The organism is Sulfitobacter sabulilitoris, from assembly GCF_005887615.1.
In the GTDB taxonomy this organism is placed as follows: domain Bacteria; phylum Pseudomonadota; class Alphaproteobacteria; order Rhodobacterales; family Rhodobacteraceae; genus Sulfitobacter_E; species Sulfitobacter_E sabulilitoris.
In genome coordinates, this window is sequence record NZ_VANS01000001.1 from 1,587,978 (window position 1) to 1,602,434 (window position 14,457).

A 14,457-nucleotide genomic window follows, 5' to 3' on the forward strand; every position below is an offset into this window, starting at 1 on the left:
TTGTGCACCATATATGATGATATTGACGCATCAAGTCAAGTGCTATAGCACGTTAAATGATGATATTAGCAATTTAGGACGTGATATGCCCGAAAGAACAGACTGGGAAGAACGCGCAAAGGGTATCCTGCGCGCAGAGATGGCGCGCAAAGGAACCACCTATGCGCAGCTTATCGAACTGCTTGCGGAGAAAGGAATCGAAGACAATGAACGGAACCTGCGCAATAAGGTAAGCCGAGGCAAATTTACCGCAGGATTTTTATTACAATGTCTTTCCGCACTTGGCTGTACGTCTTTGCATTTGGAATAGCGTTAGCCGCATCAGTTGCCGCGCAGGAGGTTGATCCCGCCCTCAAACAACAGCCAGTGACTGAATCCGGGCAAGGCGATGCCACCAATGACAGCAATGAAGCTGCCCAACCCAATGTAGCAAATAGCCCCGAAATATTGGCGGCTATCAAAGGGATCGAAGCCGCGATACGCGACCTGATAGCCGAAGAAGACCAAATAGAGACTGAACGCCAAAGAAAAAACGAAAGCAGGGATCTCAATGCGCAAGAGGCGATGGCTAAGTGGGCGCGTTGGATGTTCTGGGCAACTATTGGCACAGCCTTTGTAACTCTCGTCGGCTTGATCCTGATCGGCTTTACTCTCCGATACACGCGCAAAGCTGCCGAACATACTGAGGGAATGCTCATTGAGGCAAAGGCCACGACCCTCGCTGCGAAAGAATCCGTAACCGTTACAAGAAAAATAGGAATGTCTCAGGTCAGACCATGGATCAAGTGTACTATCGAAATGAATGCCGGTCTGATGGCTAACAAGGGCAGCTTGCCATTCAGTTTGAACGTCAGCGTTCAGAATGTGGGTAATGGGCCTGCAACAGATACCCTCTACGATGTCTTTCTCTTCGAAAGCTTCGGTCATTCTGACGAAGACGCTGTTGCTAAGTTGAGAGATAAAATGATATCTCGCGTTGAGACTGGCCACAATCGGCCCAGCATTATCTTCCCTGCTGAATCTGTGAGCATAAGCCGAGCTGAGAACTTGATCATAGACGGAAGCTCCATAAAGAGCGATGCCATGGGTGTGGTCCCTGCCGCTTGCGCTGTTGCAGTTTATCGTATCGACGGCGAGAAAGAGTGGCGATGTACAGCGTCCATCTTCGATATATTCGTCAGGGGTGACGTTGGTCTCGGTCACGCATTCCCTATGGACGGAAAAGCTATTTCCGCCGAAGGGCTGAATGTCGTCCATCGCCGCAATGCCATCGGCACCTGACAAGTGAAATAAAGACAGTAAAATGGCTATGAACACAGCGCACCTCCTCTGAACAGAATAGGCGCAAACCTGTTCTGTTGCGTCTTGTGCCATATGAGCGCGCGCATGGTTAAGGAACTACTCACCCCGCTTGGTGCGTTTGATACATAAGGCCGGGCGACCGCCATAAGCGTAAAAAAGTTCATCTCTGTCAACGCATTGATCGCACGGGGCAGGCGACGTGCCTACTAAGACTTTCTAACGCTCCATGTAGGCCCTGAAATTTTCTAAGATCGCCTGCCAGCCGTCGCGCTGCATCTCGACTGGATTTTCAGCTTCCGCATCAAAAGTCGTCGTCACCTTTGTCTTTCCATCCAGCGGTACAAAGATCGTGCGCGCCCTGCGACCGTCTGCCATGGCAAGGGTAAGCGCCTTGTGCAAGTTCAGTTCTTCGTAGACGGCCTCGAAATCAAAACCGAAACTGCCGTCCTTCGCCTCCATTCGCGCCTTGTAGCTGCCCCCGACCCGCAGATCGGCTTCGGCGCTGGGGCAGCACCAATCGTCCGATGCAAAGTTCCACCGGGCGATGTGGTCTGGTGTCGTGAAACCCTCCCAGACGCGCTCGACCGGGCTGCCGATTGTCGTCTGGACGGTGATCTGCCGCGATGCCATGTCGCCCCCTACTATGCGGTCACTTCGCCACCGAGATCGACCAGAGGCACGAACCCGCCATAGATCAGCCGCATCCCGTCAAAGGGCATCGGATTCTTCTTGGGATCCATGCGGGGATCGGCCCCCTCGGGGTTCTCCATCCAGTCCGTCATCTTTGCCATCGCTGCATCACGCGTGACCTTGTCCGGCCATTCGACCCACGAGAATGCGACCGTCTCATCAGCCTTGGCCTGCACGGCCTTGCGAAAGTCCGTGACCTTTCCGTCCGGCACATCATCGCCCCAGCATTCGACGACACGGGTCGCTCCGAGGTCCATGAATACGCCGTCACCCTTTTTCGCATGGTCGATGAATTTCTTTCGGTTCTCGGTCGGCACTGCGATCACGAAACCGTCCACGTATCTCATAGCCTTTCCTCCCTTAGCGGTCTGCGACAGCTGCTTCCAGCGCCGCGATGTTGATCTTGCCCATGTCCATCATCGCCTCGAAGACGCGTTTCGCCTTGTCCCTGTCCGAACCCGTCATCAGGTCCAGTAGCAGCCGCGGCGTGATCTGCCAGGAATGCCCCCAGAGGTCCTTGTACCAGCCGCAGGCGCTTTCCTGCCCGCCATTGGCGGTGATCGCGTCCCAGTATCGGTCGGTTTCCTCCTGGGTCTCCGTGATGACCATGAACGAAACTGCCTCGTTAGGGGTGAAATTCGGACCGCCGTTCTCGCCGACGAACATGCTGCCGAGCACGGTGAACTCCACGGTCAACTCGTCGCCTTCCTTCCCGCCGGGATAGTCGGCGGCGGCCTTGTTCACGCGGTCCAAGCGGCTGTCGGGAAAGGTTGCGGCATAGAACTCTGCCGCCTTCCTCGCTTCGCCGTGGTCATACCACAGACAGGTGACAAGGTCGGTCATGCCGGTGCTCCATCTGACCTGTTACCCTCATAATTCAGCATCCACGGGGTGCCGTATCGGTCGATGAACGTGGCGAAGCGTTCAGCCCAGAAGGTTTCGGCTGGGGCCATTTCGACGTGTTCGGCATTCTTGGCGAGGACTTCGAAGATGCGGTCGAAGTCCTCAAGCGAACGCGGCGCGATGGACACTCGAAAACCCTGCGTTTTCTCGTACATCGACTCCGCATTGTTGGATGCCATGACCGTCGCGCTGCCCAGTGTCATCATCATGTTCACGACCAGATCGTCGCCGCCGGGCATCCGGCTTTCCGCGTCCGGCACGTCCTCGTTCCGGAAGACTCCCGATATCTTGCCGTTCAGCACCTCGGCATAGTGGCACATTGCCCCAAGGCATTTCCCCTTGAAAAAGAGGTAGATCGTCGGTTCCATGTTTCACCCGATAGAGACCCGGTCTGGTGCTGCCAATGAAGGCGGAATCAGTCCATAGTAATTATTCTCTACCTAATCCGTACCACTATCAATCGTCGGTTTCAGGCAGGAAGCGGAGAGACCAGCGGAAGTACGTGATTTGTTGCGATCCTCACTTTTGCATCGCGATAGCCCGCGCCAGGACGCGCCGCGAAACCCCGCCCTAGACATCTATGAGCGGACCTTCCGTTTGCAAAGGCGGACGGCAGCAAAGTCCGCACAGCGGACTAACACAATATCCGGACACCCCCAGAGTGTTCATGGCGCAGGAAACCGCTGCTCGCGGGACGTTCGCGCCTCACGTAAAATTGGTCTTAAAATCAAAGATGTCGTCGAAATTCGGCTGTTGACGCATAAGGCTGCCAACAGTCCCGCTGACAGGCTTTCGAGGCCCCTAATTCACACCGAAAGGGCGGCCCAGACGGGACCGCCCCTTTACATCGTGTCGCGGTGAACGACCCTCAGCCCTGCTTGGCCAAGAACTCGTCGATCTGCCGTTCGGCTTCTTCCTTGGCCACGCCATAGCGTTCCTGGATCATGCCCGACAGTTTTTCTCGGTTGCCCTCGGCCTGGGCCACCTCGTCGTTGGTAAGCTCGCCCCATTTGCTTTGGATCGAGCCTTTCATCTGGTCCCAATTGCCTTTGATCTGGTCCCAATTCATAGCGATCTCCTTTGCGTTGTGTCTGGTGCAGCGCGGGCTGTTGCCCCGCTGATGTCTGATATTCAAACGCAGCGCACGCGCGAATTGTTCCACAAACGTGATCGGCCGCGACCGCCAAAGCCGTTGATCGGATTCGAACCCGCCACTACCATTTTCCAATCTTATCTTTTTCAGAACGGGATTTCGCCATGCGCCAATTACTTTCCTTGCTGTCCTGTTGCCTGGCGCTGCCCGCGCTGGCGTCCGAGGGCACCCGCATTCAGGTCACCGGTGAAATCATCGACACCTGGTGCTATTATTCCGGCGTCATGGGGCCACCGGACGCGGTGCGCGGGTCGGGCCATCATACCTGTGCCTTGTGGTGTTCGGCGGGCGGCATCCCCGTCGGTCTGCTGGCCGAGGATGGAACGGTCTACATGGTGTTGAAAATCGGGCAGGACGCGCAGTCCGCCGGCGGCGACACGCAACTGACACTGGCCGCGCATACCGTCACCGCCGATGGCATGCTGTATGAACGCGACGGGCAGAATTACATCATCGTCAACGACGTCGTCGAGGATGCCGATATCACCCTGCGCACCCACGAGGACTATGGCGTCGTGCCGCCCTTCGCCGTTCCGGAGGACGCGCGATGACCCGGATCGCCGCCACAGCCCTCGCCCTGCTTGCCACACCCCTGGCCGCACAGGATTTCTCCCAAGGGTCGGAGGCGAGGTCCTGGAACCTCTACGCAGAGGTTCCGGCCCGGTTCGAAGCGCGGGTGGTCGATGTGCTGTGCGAACTGACCGGCGAATGCGCCGCGGACTGCGGCGCGGGCGGGCACCAGATGGGGCTGGTGCGCACCGCCGACGGTGTTCTGGTGATGCCGCTCAAGAACAATCAGCCGGTGTTTTCGGGCGCGGCGGCCGACCTCGCCCCCTATTGCAACCAGACGGTCGAAGTCGATGGGCTGATGATCGAGGACGAGGATCTGAACGTGCGCTATGTCTATCAGGTCCAGCGGATCAAGCCACAGGACGGCGAATGGACCAAGGCCAACCGTTTCACGCAGGTCTGGGCGCAGTCGCATCCCGACGCCGCCGGCGACGGGCCATGGTTCCGGCGCGATCCGCGCGTGAACGAGGTCATCGATCGCGAAGGCTATCTGGGCCTCGGTCCCGAGGAGGACGCCGCCTTTATCGAGGAAAACGATTGAGGATGCTCAGGCCGATCGCGGCGGGCCTGCTGGCCTGCGCGAGCGTCGCGCAGGCGGACAGCCCGCGCCCCGCCACCCTGCCCTTTGCGCTTGGCGGTGCGTACAGCCTGACCGATCAGCACGGCGCGCACCGCTCGCAGGCCGACCCCCAAAACCATGCGCAACTGCTGTTTTTCGGCTATGCCAACTGCCCCGGCATCTGCAGCGCCGCGATGCCACTGATGGCCGATGTGACCGATGCGCTGGCGGCGCGGGACATGGCCGTGACACCCGTGATGATCACCATCGACCCCGCGCGCGATACCGTCGATACGATGGCCGCCCCGCTTGCCGACCTGCACCCCGCCTTCGTGGGCCTGACCGGCGACACGGCTGCGTTGCAGGCCGCGTGGCGCGCGTTTTCGGTCGAACACAACCTGGCCTATGTCGATCCCGAACATGGGCCGGTCTATTCTCACGGCAGCCTGATCTACCTCCTGGATGGCGCGGGCGTCGTGCAGACGATCATTCCACCGGTCCTGGATGCCGCCGCGGCCGCACAAATCGTGCTGACCTATACCGCCCCCAATGGCTGACGCGCTAGGGCGGGCCGTCGCGCAGCTCCGTTTCGGTCGGGGCAAGGTCATAGGGCGCGGCCAGATCCCAGACATGGCGCGGCACCATGTGCTTCATCCGGCGCGGTTCCTCGCGGCGCAGGTGCAGCACGGTTTCCGCCGCTTTCATCTCGACGCGCGCCCGCGCGAACTCAAGGCCTCTCGGCCCGATCCGCGGCATCAGGAAACTGACGATGGGGCGCATCCAGCCGGGCATCCGGCGCAGCGGCAGGCCGCCGGCGGCGCGTGCGGTATTGGCGATGAACCCCCGGACCGCCCCGGCCCGCCGGCCCGCCGATCCCGGCGCGCCCAGCACCACGGCGTCGCCCAGATCTTCCAGCATCTCGGCCCCGCGGTCGTTGCGCACGACCAGCCACTGATCGCCCTGCCCGCCCATGTAGCCCACCGTGATATCGGCCAGCACATTGGTGTAATCCACACAGGTCCGACAGGTCAGCGGAAAGAAATCACGCGGCAGATCGGAAATCGGCAATTGCAAAAATGGAACCAAACGGACCGATTTATCCACATATCGCAGCTCGACCTTATAGTCAGCACGGAATTCCAGGTAAGTTATGCTATCCGGGTCCACATCCAGAAGCGACAGGAAGCGGTGGAAGTTCTCGGTGGTCGTATTGTCGGAACAGGGCGTGCCGATGACATAGATCCGCGCGAACCCAAGCTCGGCCTCGAGGCTGCGCAGCGCGTAGATCTGGCAGGGAATGCCGATCACACCCAGCCGGGTGATCCCGCGGGCGCGCGCCACCTCGAGCAGCGCCAGCAGCGGCGCATAGCCCATGCGCATTCCGCGCGCGCGCGCCATGTCGGCGGGATCGGTGATCAGCGCGGGCACCGGCCGCCAGCGATCCGCCGGGTCGGGCACCATCGTCAGCACCGCCTCCACCGCGCCCCGTTCCAGCAGGCGCGCCGCCAGCGTCGTGGTGATCCCGGTCCACTGCGCCCCCGGCTTTGGCCGTGCCAGCCGCGCACGGTACATCGCCTGGTACGGGCCAAAGAACCGCTCGTCGCCGCCGCCGCGCGCCCGGCCCTGAACCCGGCGTTCAAGCGTCGGATAGTCGGGCGCGATGAACTGGCATGCCCGCCCGCAGGCCTTTGGGTCCGCGCTGCGCGATATGCCGCAATCGGTACACAGCGCACGCGGCGCGGCGGGGCCGACCTCGGGGGTCAGTGTCACGTGAACTGCTCGCTGATCAGCCGCTCCTCGAGCCCGTGACCGGGATCGAACAGGATCCGGTGCACCACCGATGGCTCCGACGTGATCTCGACGGTGACCACATCGCGCACCGATTTCGAATCCGCCTCGGCCATCACCGGCCGCTTTTCCGGCTCCAGCACGTCGAAGCGCACCTGTGCCATCTTGGGCAGAAGCGCCCCGCGCCAGCGGCGGGGGCGAAAGGCGCTCATCGCGGTCAATGCCAGCACGTCCGACCCGATGGGCAGGATCGGCCCGTGCGCGGAATAATTGTATGCCGTCGATCCGGCGGGCGTTGCCACAAGCGCGCCGTCACAGACCAGTTCCTGCATCCTCAGCCGCCCATCCACGGTGATCTGCAACTTGGCGGCCTGCGCGCCCGCCCGCAACAGCGACACCTCGTTGATCGCCAGCGCGCGGTGCACGGTGCCGTCGATCTGCGTCGCGGTCATCGACAGCGGGTTGATCTCCGCCTCCTCGGCGGCGGCCAGCCGGTCGCGCAGATCCGCCTCGGAATACTCGTTCATCAAGAACCCGATGGTGCCCCGGTTCATCCCATAGACCGGCGCGGGCAGGTGTTGCGTCGCGTGCAGCGTGTGCAGCATGAAGCCGTCGCCGCCCAGCGCCACGATCACGTCCGCCTCCTCCATCGCGACATCGCCATAGCGCGCCACCAGCGCCGCCCGGGCCGTCTGTGCCACCGGCGCATTGCTGGCGGTAAAGGCAATTTTCAGCGGCATCTGGTCAACGACAGATGCGGCATGGGGGCGGGGATGTTTCCGATCGGGCACAGCATGAGCCGAAACAAGCACATAATTTCCCCCTGCACCAGCATTGCCGCACAAAGCGCGACGCGCGTCGCATTACCGCCTTTTCGATATTCGCGGTTTCCGATAGGAAAGCGCAGACTTCAACGCAGCGACTGCCTGTCCCCTGAACGGACCCGCACCTTGAAAGGAGCCTCGCCCATGAACGCACCGCACCGCGCCCCCGGATTTTTCACCGACAGCCTCGCCAAAAGCGACCCCGAGCTGTTCGCCTCCATCACCGACGAGCTGGGCCGCCAGCGCGACGAGATCGAGCTGATCGCCTCCGAAAACATCGTCTCCAACGCCGTGCTCGAGGCGCAGGGCTCGATCATGACCAACAAATACGCCGAAGGCTATCCGGGCCGCCGCTATTACGGCGGGTGCCAATTCGTCGACGTGGCCGAGAACCTTGCCATCGAACGCGCCTGCAAGCTGTTCGGCTGCGATTTCGCCAACGTGCAGCCGAACTCCGGCAGCCAGGCCAACCAGGGCGTGTTCACCGCCCTGCTGCAGCCCGGCGACACGATCCTCGGCATGTCGCTGGACGCGGGCGGCCACCTGACGCACGGCGCGCCGCCCAACCAGTCGGGCAAATGGTTCAACGCCGTGCAATACGGTGTGCGCCGCGAGGACAACCTGCTAGATTACGACCAGGTCGAGGCGCTGGCCAAAGAGCACAAGCCCAAGATGATCATCGCCGGTGGCTCCGCCGTGCCGCGCCAGATCGATTTCAAGCGCATGCGAGAGATCGCCGATATGGTCGGCGCCTGGCTGCATGTGGACATGGCGCATTTCGCGGGCCTCGTGGCGGCGGGCGAACACCCCTCGCCGTTCCCGCACGCGCATGTCGCGACGACGACCACCCACAAGACCCTGCGCGGTCCGCGCGGCGGCATGATCCTGACCAATGACGCGGCGCTGTCCAAGAAATTCAACTCGGCGATCTTTCCCGGCATTCAGGGCGGGCCGCTGATGCATGTGATCGCGGCCAAGGCCGTCGCCTTCGGCGAGGCGCTGGACCCGTCGTTCAAAACCTACATCCAGCAGGTGATCAAGAACGCGCAGGCGCTGAGCGATCAACTGATCCAGGGCGGGCTTGACACGATCACCCACGGCACCGACACGCATCTGCTGCTGGTCGATCTGCGGCCCAAGGGGGTCAAGGGCAACGCCACGGAAAAGGCGCTGGAGCGCGCACATATCACCTGCAACAAGAACGGCGTGCCCTTCGACCCCGAAAAGCCGACGGTCACCAGCGGCATCCGTCTGGGCACACCGGCGGGCACCACGCGCGGCTTCGGCGAGCCGGAATTCCGCCAGATCGCCGACTGGATCATCGAGGTCGTGGATGGGCTGGCCGCCAATGGCGAAGACGGCAACACCGCGGTCGAGGCCAAGGTGAAAGCCGAAGTCGCGGAGCTTTGTGCGCGCTTCCCGCTCTATCCCAACCTCTGACCCCCCTGCGCGGGCCCGCGCGCCCGCACCCCCGACGCCCCGGTAAAACCTTGCCGGGGCGTTCGCGCTCCGACAGGCACATTCCGGCGCCGCGTTGATACCGGTCAAGACCGATTCGCGGCACCCGTCCAAGACTGCCGGCCATGACCAAGGCCCAGATCCAGACCGCCGCCGCCCCGGACCTGCGGATCGACACCGACCGCGCGATCCGGCGCATCTGCGACGATCTGCAACGGCGCGTCGCGCGCGACGCGTCCAACGGCGTGATCCTCGGGCTGAGCGGCGGGCTGGATTCCTCGGTTCTCGCCGCACTTGCCGTGCGCGCGCTCGGGACGGACGCGGTGGCGGCCCTCTATCTTTATGACCGCGACAGCGCGCCCCTGATCGCCACGCATGCCCGCGAGATGGCCGACCGTCTGGGCCTCAGGCTCGAACAGATCGACATCACCGGCGACATGGCCCGGCTCGGCATCTACGCGCCGCTTTTCATCAAGGCGCTGCGCCTGTCGCCGCGGGTTGCCCGGATCAGCGCAGGCGCCTACCGCAGGATCTGCGGCGAGACACCTTTTGCCTCGACCCTGCGTGCGGGTGGCGGCGAGGTGCTGACGCCCTGGCACAAGCGGTTCTTGTACGATCACACCATGCGGCACGTCGATCACGGCTTTGCGCAGCGCCACGTGTTCCGCCGGCAGGTTCTGGAACGGCTGGCCCGCAGGCGCAGGTTGACGGTGATCGGCGCCGCCAACCGCTCGGAGGTCGAAGTCGGCTGGTTTGTCAAGGACGGCATCGACGATCTGCCGGTGCAGCCGATGACGGGACTGTTCAAGACGCAGGTGCGCCAACTGGCCCGCGCGCTGGACCTGCCCGACCGCGTGCGCGACCAAAGCCCCTCGCCGGACATGGCGCGCGGCGTGACGGACGAATTCGGCATCGCCCACACCTACCGGATCGTGGATATCGTGATCGACGGGCTGGACCGGGGCCTCGGGGATGCGGCGATCGCGGACCTTGGCGTGCCCCGAGCCGAAATCGCGGACATCCGCAGGCTCATGCACCTGTCCGCGTGGAAACGCACCTCCCCGCACGAGCCGCCTCCGGTCAGCGGTGCCGCGGGGTCGGATCTGCGGATCGCCGTCGGCGCTGCCTGTGCGGCGGGCGGCCCGTCAGCTATGCCCTCTGGATAAGCCGGTCAGCAACCGCAGCGGCCTGCCGGATCGTGTCGATGTTCTCTTGTGTCCAGCGCCGCTGCCGCACTTCCAGCGCACAGATCGCACCGGTCGCCTTGCCCCGACGGTCATGCACCGGCGCGCCCAGATAGGCCGCGACCCGCAGATCCGAGAACGCCGAATTGCCCTGCAACAGCGGGTGCGTGATCGTGTCGTCGATCGCCAGCGGAAAATCCATCGCCACCGCATGCTGACAGATCGAATGGCTCAGCGGTTGCCAGCTTGCGAGCGTCGCAGGCAGCGCGATACCGCTGTTGGCCAGAACGATCTGGCGGGTGTTCGTGACCCGCGTCACCAATACGCCGACGGCGCCCAGGACATCGTTGGTTGCCTTTACCAGTCGCTCCAGGGTCGGGGCGGTTTCTATTCTGTCGGCAACATTGATCACGGGGGCACGCTCTTTGCTTCTGGTGGCCGATCTTACCCGAAAACGGCGGCAAGGGACAGACCGCAGGTAACGCAGGGTAAACCACCGGCGACAAGGTGCTGAAATCCGCGCTCAGACATAGCCGCGCCAGCGCAGCCAGATCACGAACAGCGCAAAGATCACGACCAGGTTGAACGCGATGACCGCCAAGATCCCGATCAGCCGCGCCCGGCGCAGATCGGCACGGTCCACCTGTGCCAGATACCGGTCAACCGCGTCAAAGGCCGCCGCGAGACGGGTCGCATCCAGCCTGCGTTCCAGTTTCGGATTGCCGCCAAACCGTTCGGCGCGCGCAATCATCTGCGCCTGCGCCCGCACCCGGCGCGGCAGGCGGCGGCCCGCCCGGCGCAGCGCATGGTCCAGATCGCGGCCGCGCACGCCCAGATGCGCCTCTATCGCACGCCGCAGGTGATCTGCCTTGCCGGTGATATCGATGCCCTGCGCCATGCCGCGCATCCTATCCGCAGCGCGCGTCCGGGCGCAATGCCCGCCACATCGACGGCGGATCGGTGGGGGGGGCCAGTCGCCCGGCACGCGCGGCCATCGATGACACGCTCCCAACCCCTCCCATCTCTCCTCCATCACCCTGAAAGGGCGGAAATCCTCTGGCCTTGATCCGCTTGGGCCGTTAACCCTGATACCATGCTGAACCTGACCGATTACCCCGCCCGGACCGAGACCGGCACCGATGCCCCACCGCTGCTGATCGCACATGGCTTGTACGGATCGGGCCGCAACTGGGGCGTGATCGCAAAACGCCTGTCGGACACCCGCCGCGTGATCACCGTGGACATGCGCAACCACGGCGACAGCCCATGGTCCGACAGCCACAGCTACACCGACATGGCGGGCGATCTGGCACAGGTCATCGACCACCTTGGCGCGCCGATGGATGTCGTCGGCCATTCGATGGGGGGCAAGGCCGCGATGACGCTGGCGCTGCTGCACCCCGACCACGTGGACCGCCTTGTCGTCGGCGACATCGCACCGGTCACCTATGGCCACAGCCAGATGCAGTTCATCGAAGCGATGCGCGGTGTGGATCTGTCGCGCGTGACCCGCCGCTCCGACGCCGAGGCGCAGCTTGACGCGCTGGGGGTCGAGCCCGCGCTGCGCAGCTTCTTCACGCAGTCCCTGGATGTGGCGGACCGGCGCTGGCGGCTGAACCTCGACACGCTCGAGGCGCAGATGCCGCAAATCCTGTCCTTTCCCGATCTGGCGGGCCGCTTCGATCGCCCGGTCCTGTTCCTGGCGGGGGGGCAATCCGACTATGTGCAGCGCGCGCATCGCGACATCATCAAACCGCTTTTCCCCGCCGCGCGCTTTGCCAAGCTGCCCGGCGCGGGCCACTGGCTGCACGCCGAAAAGCCCCGCGAATTCGAAGCGGCGGTGCGCGCCTTTCTCAGCCGCGGCTGACCGCAGGCGCGCCACCGCCGGTCACGGACAAGTGCTTTTCAGAACAGGGAAAATGTGTTAATTTACACGACCTGATCCAACCGATGACCAAGTGAGAAGACCATGTGGGAGCGTCTGTTTGACCGCTTTGCCCGCGGTCTGTTTCAGACCGGGCAACTGGATGTCACTTTCCCCGGCGGGCACACGCGCCGCTACGGGCCGGGGTCGGGCGGGCCCCATGTCGCGGTCACGATCCACGACGACGCAACGCTGCGGGCGCTGTGCCTCAATCCCGACCTGGGCCTTGGCGAAGGGTACATGAACGGCACCGTCACCATGGCCCCCGACGCGCTCGAGCCGCTGTTGAAACTGGCGGTCCGCAATCGCGAAACCGGCGGTCGCATGCCGGGCTGGATGGTCGCCGCCGACGCGATGCGCTACGGGCTGCGCCGCTGGATCCAGCGCAACGCGCCCGAACGCGCCCGCTCCAACGTGGCGCATCACTACGACCTCAACGATGACCTCTACCGCCTGTTCCTGGACCGCGACATGCAGTATTCCTGCGCGTATTTCACCGACCCCGACATGTCGCTGGATGCCGCGCAAGAGGCCAAGAAGGCGCATATCGCGGCCAAGCTGTGCCTGACGCCCGAATGTCACGTGCTCGATATCGGCTGCGGCTGGGGTGGCATGGCGCTGACACTGGCGCGCGATCACGGCGTGCGCGTGACCGGTGTGACCCTGTCGGAAAACCAGCTTGAGACCGCCCGCGCCCGCGCCCGCGACGCCGGGTTGCAGGACCGCGTCACCTTTCGCCTCGAGGATTACCGCGACACCGGCGGCCAATTCGACCGCATCGTCAGCGTCGGCATGCTCGAGCACGTGGGCGTGCCCAACTACGATGACTACTTTGACCGCGTGGCGCGGCTGCTGACCGACGATGGCATCGCGCTGATCCACACCATCGGGCGGTCCGCGCCGCCCACGGCGCACAGCCCGTGGATCAACAAGTACATCTTTCCGGGCGGCTATGTCCCGTCGCTGTCCGAATTGTCACCGGCGATGGAACGCTCCGGCCTGTGGCAATCGGACATCGAGATCTGGCGCCTGCATTACGCCTATACCCTGCGCCACTGGCGCGACCGGTTCGAGGCCAATACCGGCAGGCTCGGCATCCTCGAGGACGAGCGGTTCATCCGCATGTGGCGATACTACCTGACCGCCTGCATCGTCAGCTTCGAGGACCAGCGGCAGGCGGTCTATCACCTGCAACTGGCCAAACGCCGCGCCACCGTGCCGATCACGCGCGACTACCTCTACCGCGGCCCCGGTCGGACGGCGACAGCCCCGCGCATCGCCGCCGCGACGGCCCGGCCACGGACCGGCAGCAGGCCGCAGCCGGTCTCAGTCGTCCCGCGCGCGCAAGAGCGCGGGGGATAGCTCCTCCAACACCGTGGCGGCGTCGGGAAACGCGTCGTCATCCAGGCCCGAACGGGGGTAGACCAGCGTTCTGATGCCCGCCGCGATGGCCGCCTCGGCGTGTTCGGGCGTGTCCTCGATGGCCAATGCGGCATCGGCCGTCACATCCATGCTGCGCAGCGCATCATTATAAATATCCTGCGCGGGCTTGGGCCGGGCGGCTTTCGTTCCATTGCCGATATAGTCGAAGACCGACAGGTCCAGATCGCGGCCCAGCGCGGACAGCACCAGCTTGACCAGGCGCGGCGGCGCATCGCTGACAAGTCCCAGCTTGAGATCCTGCGCGCGCGCCTCCGCGATCACGTCGGCGACCCCATCGCGCAGGCTCAGCCCCTCCGCCGCGGCAAGGGTTTCAAGCTGCGTCATCACGCTGTCCGCGATCGCCCCTGCATCGATCTCCTGGCCGGCCGTTGCGGCATAGCTGGCGATCCGCTCCTCGTCATCCGGCGCCCCGCCCGGATCGCCCAGCGTTTCGGCGTCCCAGGTCCAGCCGAGCTCCGCTTCGGCAAAGGCGGCGTTGAACGCGCGGGCACGCATGTCGGCGGTCTCCGCAAGAACCCCGACAGATCCCAAGAGCAGGGCGGAATAGGTCATGCTGGCGGTCCTCGGCTCAATTGGTCTTGGTTCAATCTGCGACATGCGCCGCGGGTCAGCTTATTCAATACACCGCAAACGGCTTTTTTCGCCGCGCCGTCGATGCC

At 63.6% G+C, this 14,457-nt stretch carries 19 protein-coding genes; 9 read left to right on the forward strand and 10 right to left on the reverse strand.

Annotated elements, in window-relative coordinates; translation table 11 throughout:
* Positions 1 to 85 precede the first annotated feature (85 nt).
* Both FDT80_RS07550 and FDT80_RS07555 read left to right on the forward strand, forming a co-directional pair.
* Entirely contained in the window at positions 86 to 310 is a 225-nt protein-coding gene (locus tag FDT80_RS07550; protein ID WP_138661828.1) for a DUF6471 domain-containing protein, read from the forward strand.
* A complete protein-coding gene (locus tag FDT80_RS07555; protein WP_138661565.1) occupies positions 268 to 1,281 on the forward strand; it encodes a hypothetical protein in 1,014 nt (337 codons plus the stop codon). Before FDT80_RS07550 ends, FDT80_RS07555 begins: the two co-directional genes overlap by 43 nt.
* A 237-nt stretch (positions 1,282 to 1,518) precedes the next feature.
* Here the strand turns inward: FDT80_RS07555 and FDT80_RS07560 are convergent, their stop codons facing one another.
* From FDT80_RS07560 to FDT80_RS07580, 5 genes are all read right to left on the reverse strand, one after another.
* Positions 1,519 to 1,932 carry an SRPBCC family protein gene (locus FDT80_RS07560; protein WP_138661566.1) on the reverse strand — a complete coding sequence of 138 codons (414 nt, stop codon included), beginning with the start codon at positions 1,930 to 1,932 and terminating at the stop codon, positions 1,519 to 1,521.
* Between the two features lie 11 nt (positions 1,933 to 1,943).
* Positions 1,944 to 2,339: a DUF1428 domain-containing protein gene (locus FDT80_RS07565; RefSeq protein WP_138661567.1), complete on the reverse strand. Its 396-nt coding sequence runs from the start codon at positions 2,337 to 2,339 to the stop codon at positions 1,944 to 1,946.
* A 13-nt stretch (positions 2,340 to 2,352) separates the two neighbouring features.
* Complete coding sequence (locus FDT80_RS07570; protein ID WP_138661568.1) at positions 2,353 to 2,835, reverse strand: VOC family protein; 483 nt, start codon at positions 2,833 to 2,835, stop codon at positions 2,353 to 2,355.
* Positions 2,832 to 3,263 carry a VOC family protein gene (locus FDT80_RS07575; protein WP_138661569.1) on the reverse strand — a complete coding sequence of 144 codons (432 nt, stop codon included), beginning with the start codon at positions 3,261 to 3,263 and terminating at the stop codon, positions 2,832 to 2,834. Before FDT80_RS07575 ends, FDT80_RS07570 begins: the two co-directional genes overlap by 4 nt.
* Before the next feature lie 500 nt (positions 3,264 to 3,763).
* The gene (locus FDT80_RS07580) at positions 3,764 to 3,964 is read right to left on the reverse strand and encodes a CsbD family protein (RefSeq protein WP_138661570.1); all 201 of its coding nucleotides are present in this window, start codon (positions 3,962 to 3,964) and stop codon (positions 3,764 to 3,766) included.
* Between the two features lie 188 nt (positions 3,965 to 4,152).
* On the opposite strand from FDT80_RS07580, the gene FDT80_RS07585 reads away from it, so the two are divergent.
* Genes FDT80_RS07585 through FDT80_RS07595 form a run of 3 tightly spaced genes read left to right on the forward strand, consistent with a single transcriptional unit; the run spans position 4,153 to position 5,734 of the window.
* The gene (locus FDT80_RS07585) at positions 4,153 to 4,599 is read left to right on the forward strand and encodes a hypothetical protein (RefSeq protein ID WP_138661571.1); all 447 of its coding nucleotides are present in this window, start codon (positions 4,153 to 4,155) and stop codon (positions 4,597 to 4,599) included.
* On the forward strand, positions 4,596 to 5,159 hold the full coding sequence (locus FDT80_RS07590; RefSeq protein WP_138661572.1) for a hypothetical protein: 564 nt from the start codon (positions 4,596 to 4,598) through the stop codon (positions 5,157 to 5,159). Before FDT80_RS07585 ends, FDT80_RS07590 begins: the two co-directional genes overlap by 4 nt.
* Before the next feature lie 2 nt (positions 5,160 to 5,161).
* Positions 5,162 to 5,734, forward strand: a complete 573-nt coding sequence (locus tag FDT80_RS07595; protein WP_246039892.1) for an SCO family protein — start codon at positions 5,162 to 5,164, stop codon at positions 5,732 to 5,734.
* A 4-nt stretch (positions 5,735 to 5,738) separates the two neighbouring features.
* Here FDT80_RS07595 and FDT80_RS07600 read toward each other — a convergent pair whose 3' ends face one another.
* Both FDT80_RS07600 and FDT80_RS07605 read right to left on the reverse strand, forming a co-directional pair.
* The gene (locus tag FDT80_RS07600; RefSeq protein ID WP_138661574.1) at positions 5,739 to 6,947 is read right to left on the reverse strand and encodes a Coenzyme F420 hydrogenase/dehydrogenase, beta subunit C-terminal domain; all 1,209 of its coding nucleotides are present in this window, start codon (positions 6,945 to 6,947) and stop codon (positions 5,739 to 5,741) included.
* Complete coding sequence (locus tag FDT80_RS07605; RefSeq protein WP_138661575.1) at positions 6,944 to 7,705, reverse strand: NAD kinase; 762 nt, start codon at positions 7,703 to 7,705, stop codon at positions 6,944 to 6,946. The genes FDT80_RS07600 and FDT80_RS07605 overlap by 4 nt, the downstream gene beginning before the upstream one ends.
* 228 nt (positions 7,706 to 7,933) lie before the next feature.
* Here FDT80_RS07605 and glyA point away from each other — a divergent pair, with 228 nt between their 5' ends.
* Both glyA and FDT80_RS07615 read left to right on the forward strand, forming a co-directional pair.
* Positions 7,934 to 9,229 carry a serine hydroxymethyltransferase gene (gene glyA / locus FDT80_RS07610; RefSeq protein ID WP_138661576.1) on the forward strand — a complete coding sequence of 432 codons (1,296 nt, stop codon included), beginning with the start codon at positions 7,934 to 7,936 and terminating at the stop codon, positions 9,227 to 9,229.
* A gap of 143 nt (positions 9,230 to 9,372) precedes the next feature.
* A complete protein-coding gene (locus tag FDT80_RS07615) occupies positions 9,373 to 10,413 on the forward strand; it encodes an asparagine synthase-related protein (protein ID WP_138661577.1) in 1,041 nt (346 codons plus the stop codon).
* Here the strand turns inward: FDT80_RS07615 and FDT80_RS07620 are convergent.
* Positions 10,397 to 10,843, reverse strand: a complete 447-nt coding sequence (locus FDT80_RS07620) for a GAF domain-containing protein (RefSeq protein ID WP_170311809.1) — start codon at positions 10,841 to 10,843, stop codon at positions 10,397 to 10,399. The genes FDT80_RS07615 and FDT80_RS07620 overlap by 17 nt on opposite strands.
* A 111-nt stretch (positions 10,844 to 10,954) precedes the next feature.
* Entirely contained in the window at positions 10,955 to 11,329 is a 375-nt protein-coding gene (locus FDT80_RS07625) for a hypothetical protein (RefSeq protein ID WP_138661579.1), read from the reverse strand.
* 195 nt (positions 11,330 to 11,524) lie between these two features.
* On the opposite strand from FDT80_RS07625, the gene FDT80_RS07630 reads away from it, so the two are divergent.
* Both FDT80_RS07630 and FDT80_RS07635 read left to right on the forward strand, forming a co-directional pair.
* Positions 11,525 to 12,298, forward strand: a complete 774-nt coding sequence (locus FDT80_RS07630) for an alpha/beta fold hydrolase (RefSeq protein WP_138661580.1) — start codon at positions 11,525 to 11,527, stop codon at positions 12,296 to 12,298.
* Positions 12,299 to 12,400: 102 nt separating this feature from the next.
* Entirely contained in the window at positions 12,401 to 13,717 is a 1,317-nt protein-coding gene (locus FDT80_RS07635) for an SAM-dependent methyltransferase (protein ID WP_138661581.1), read from the forward strand.
* On the opposite strand, the gene FDT80_RS07640 is transcribed toward FDT80_RS07635, so the two are convergent.
* Positions 13,682 to 14,350 (reverse strand): HAD family hydrolase, encoded by a 669-nt coding sequence (locus tag FDT80_RS07640; RefSeq protein ID WP_170311810.1) that lies wholly within the window; start codon positions 14,348 to 14,350, stop codon positions 13,682 to 13,684. The genes FDT80_RS07635 and FDT80_RS07640 overlap by 36 nt on opposite strands.
* Between the last annotated feature and the right edge of the window lie 107 nt (positions 14,351 to 14,457).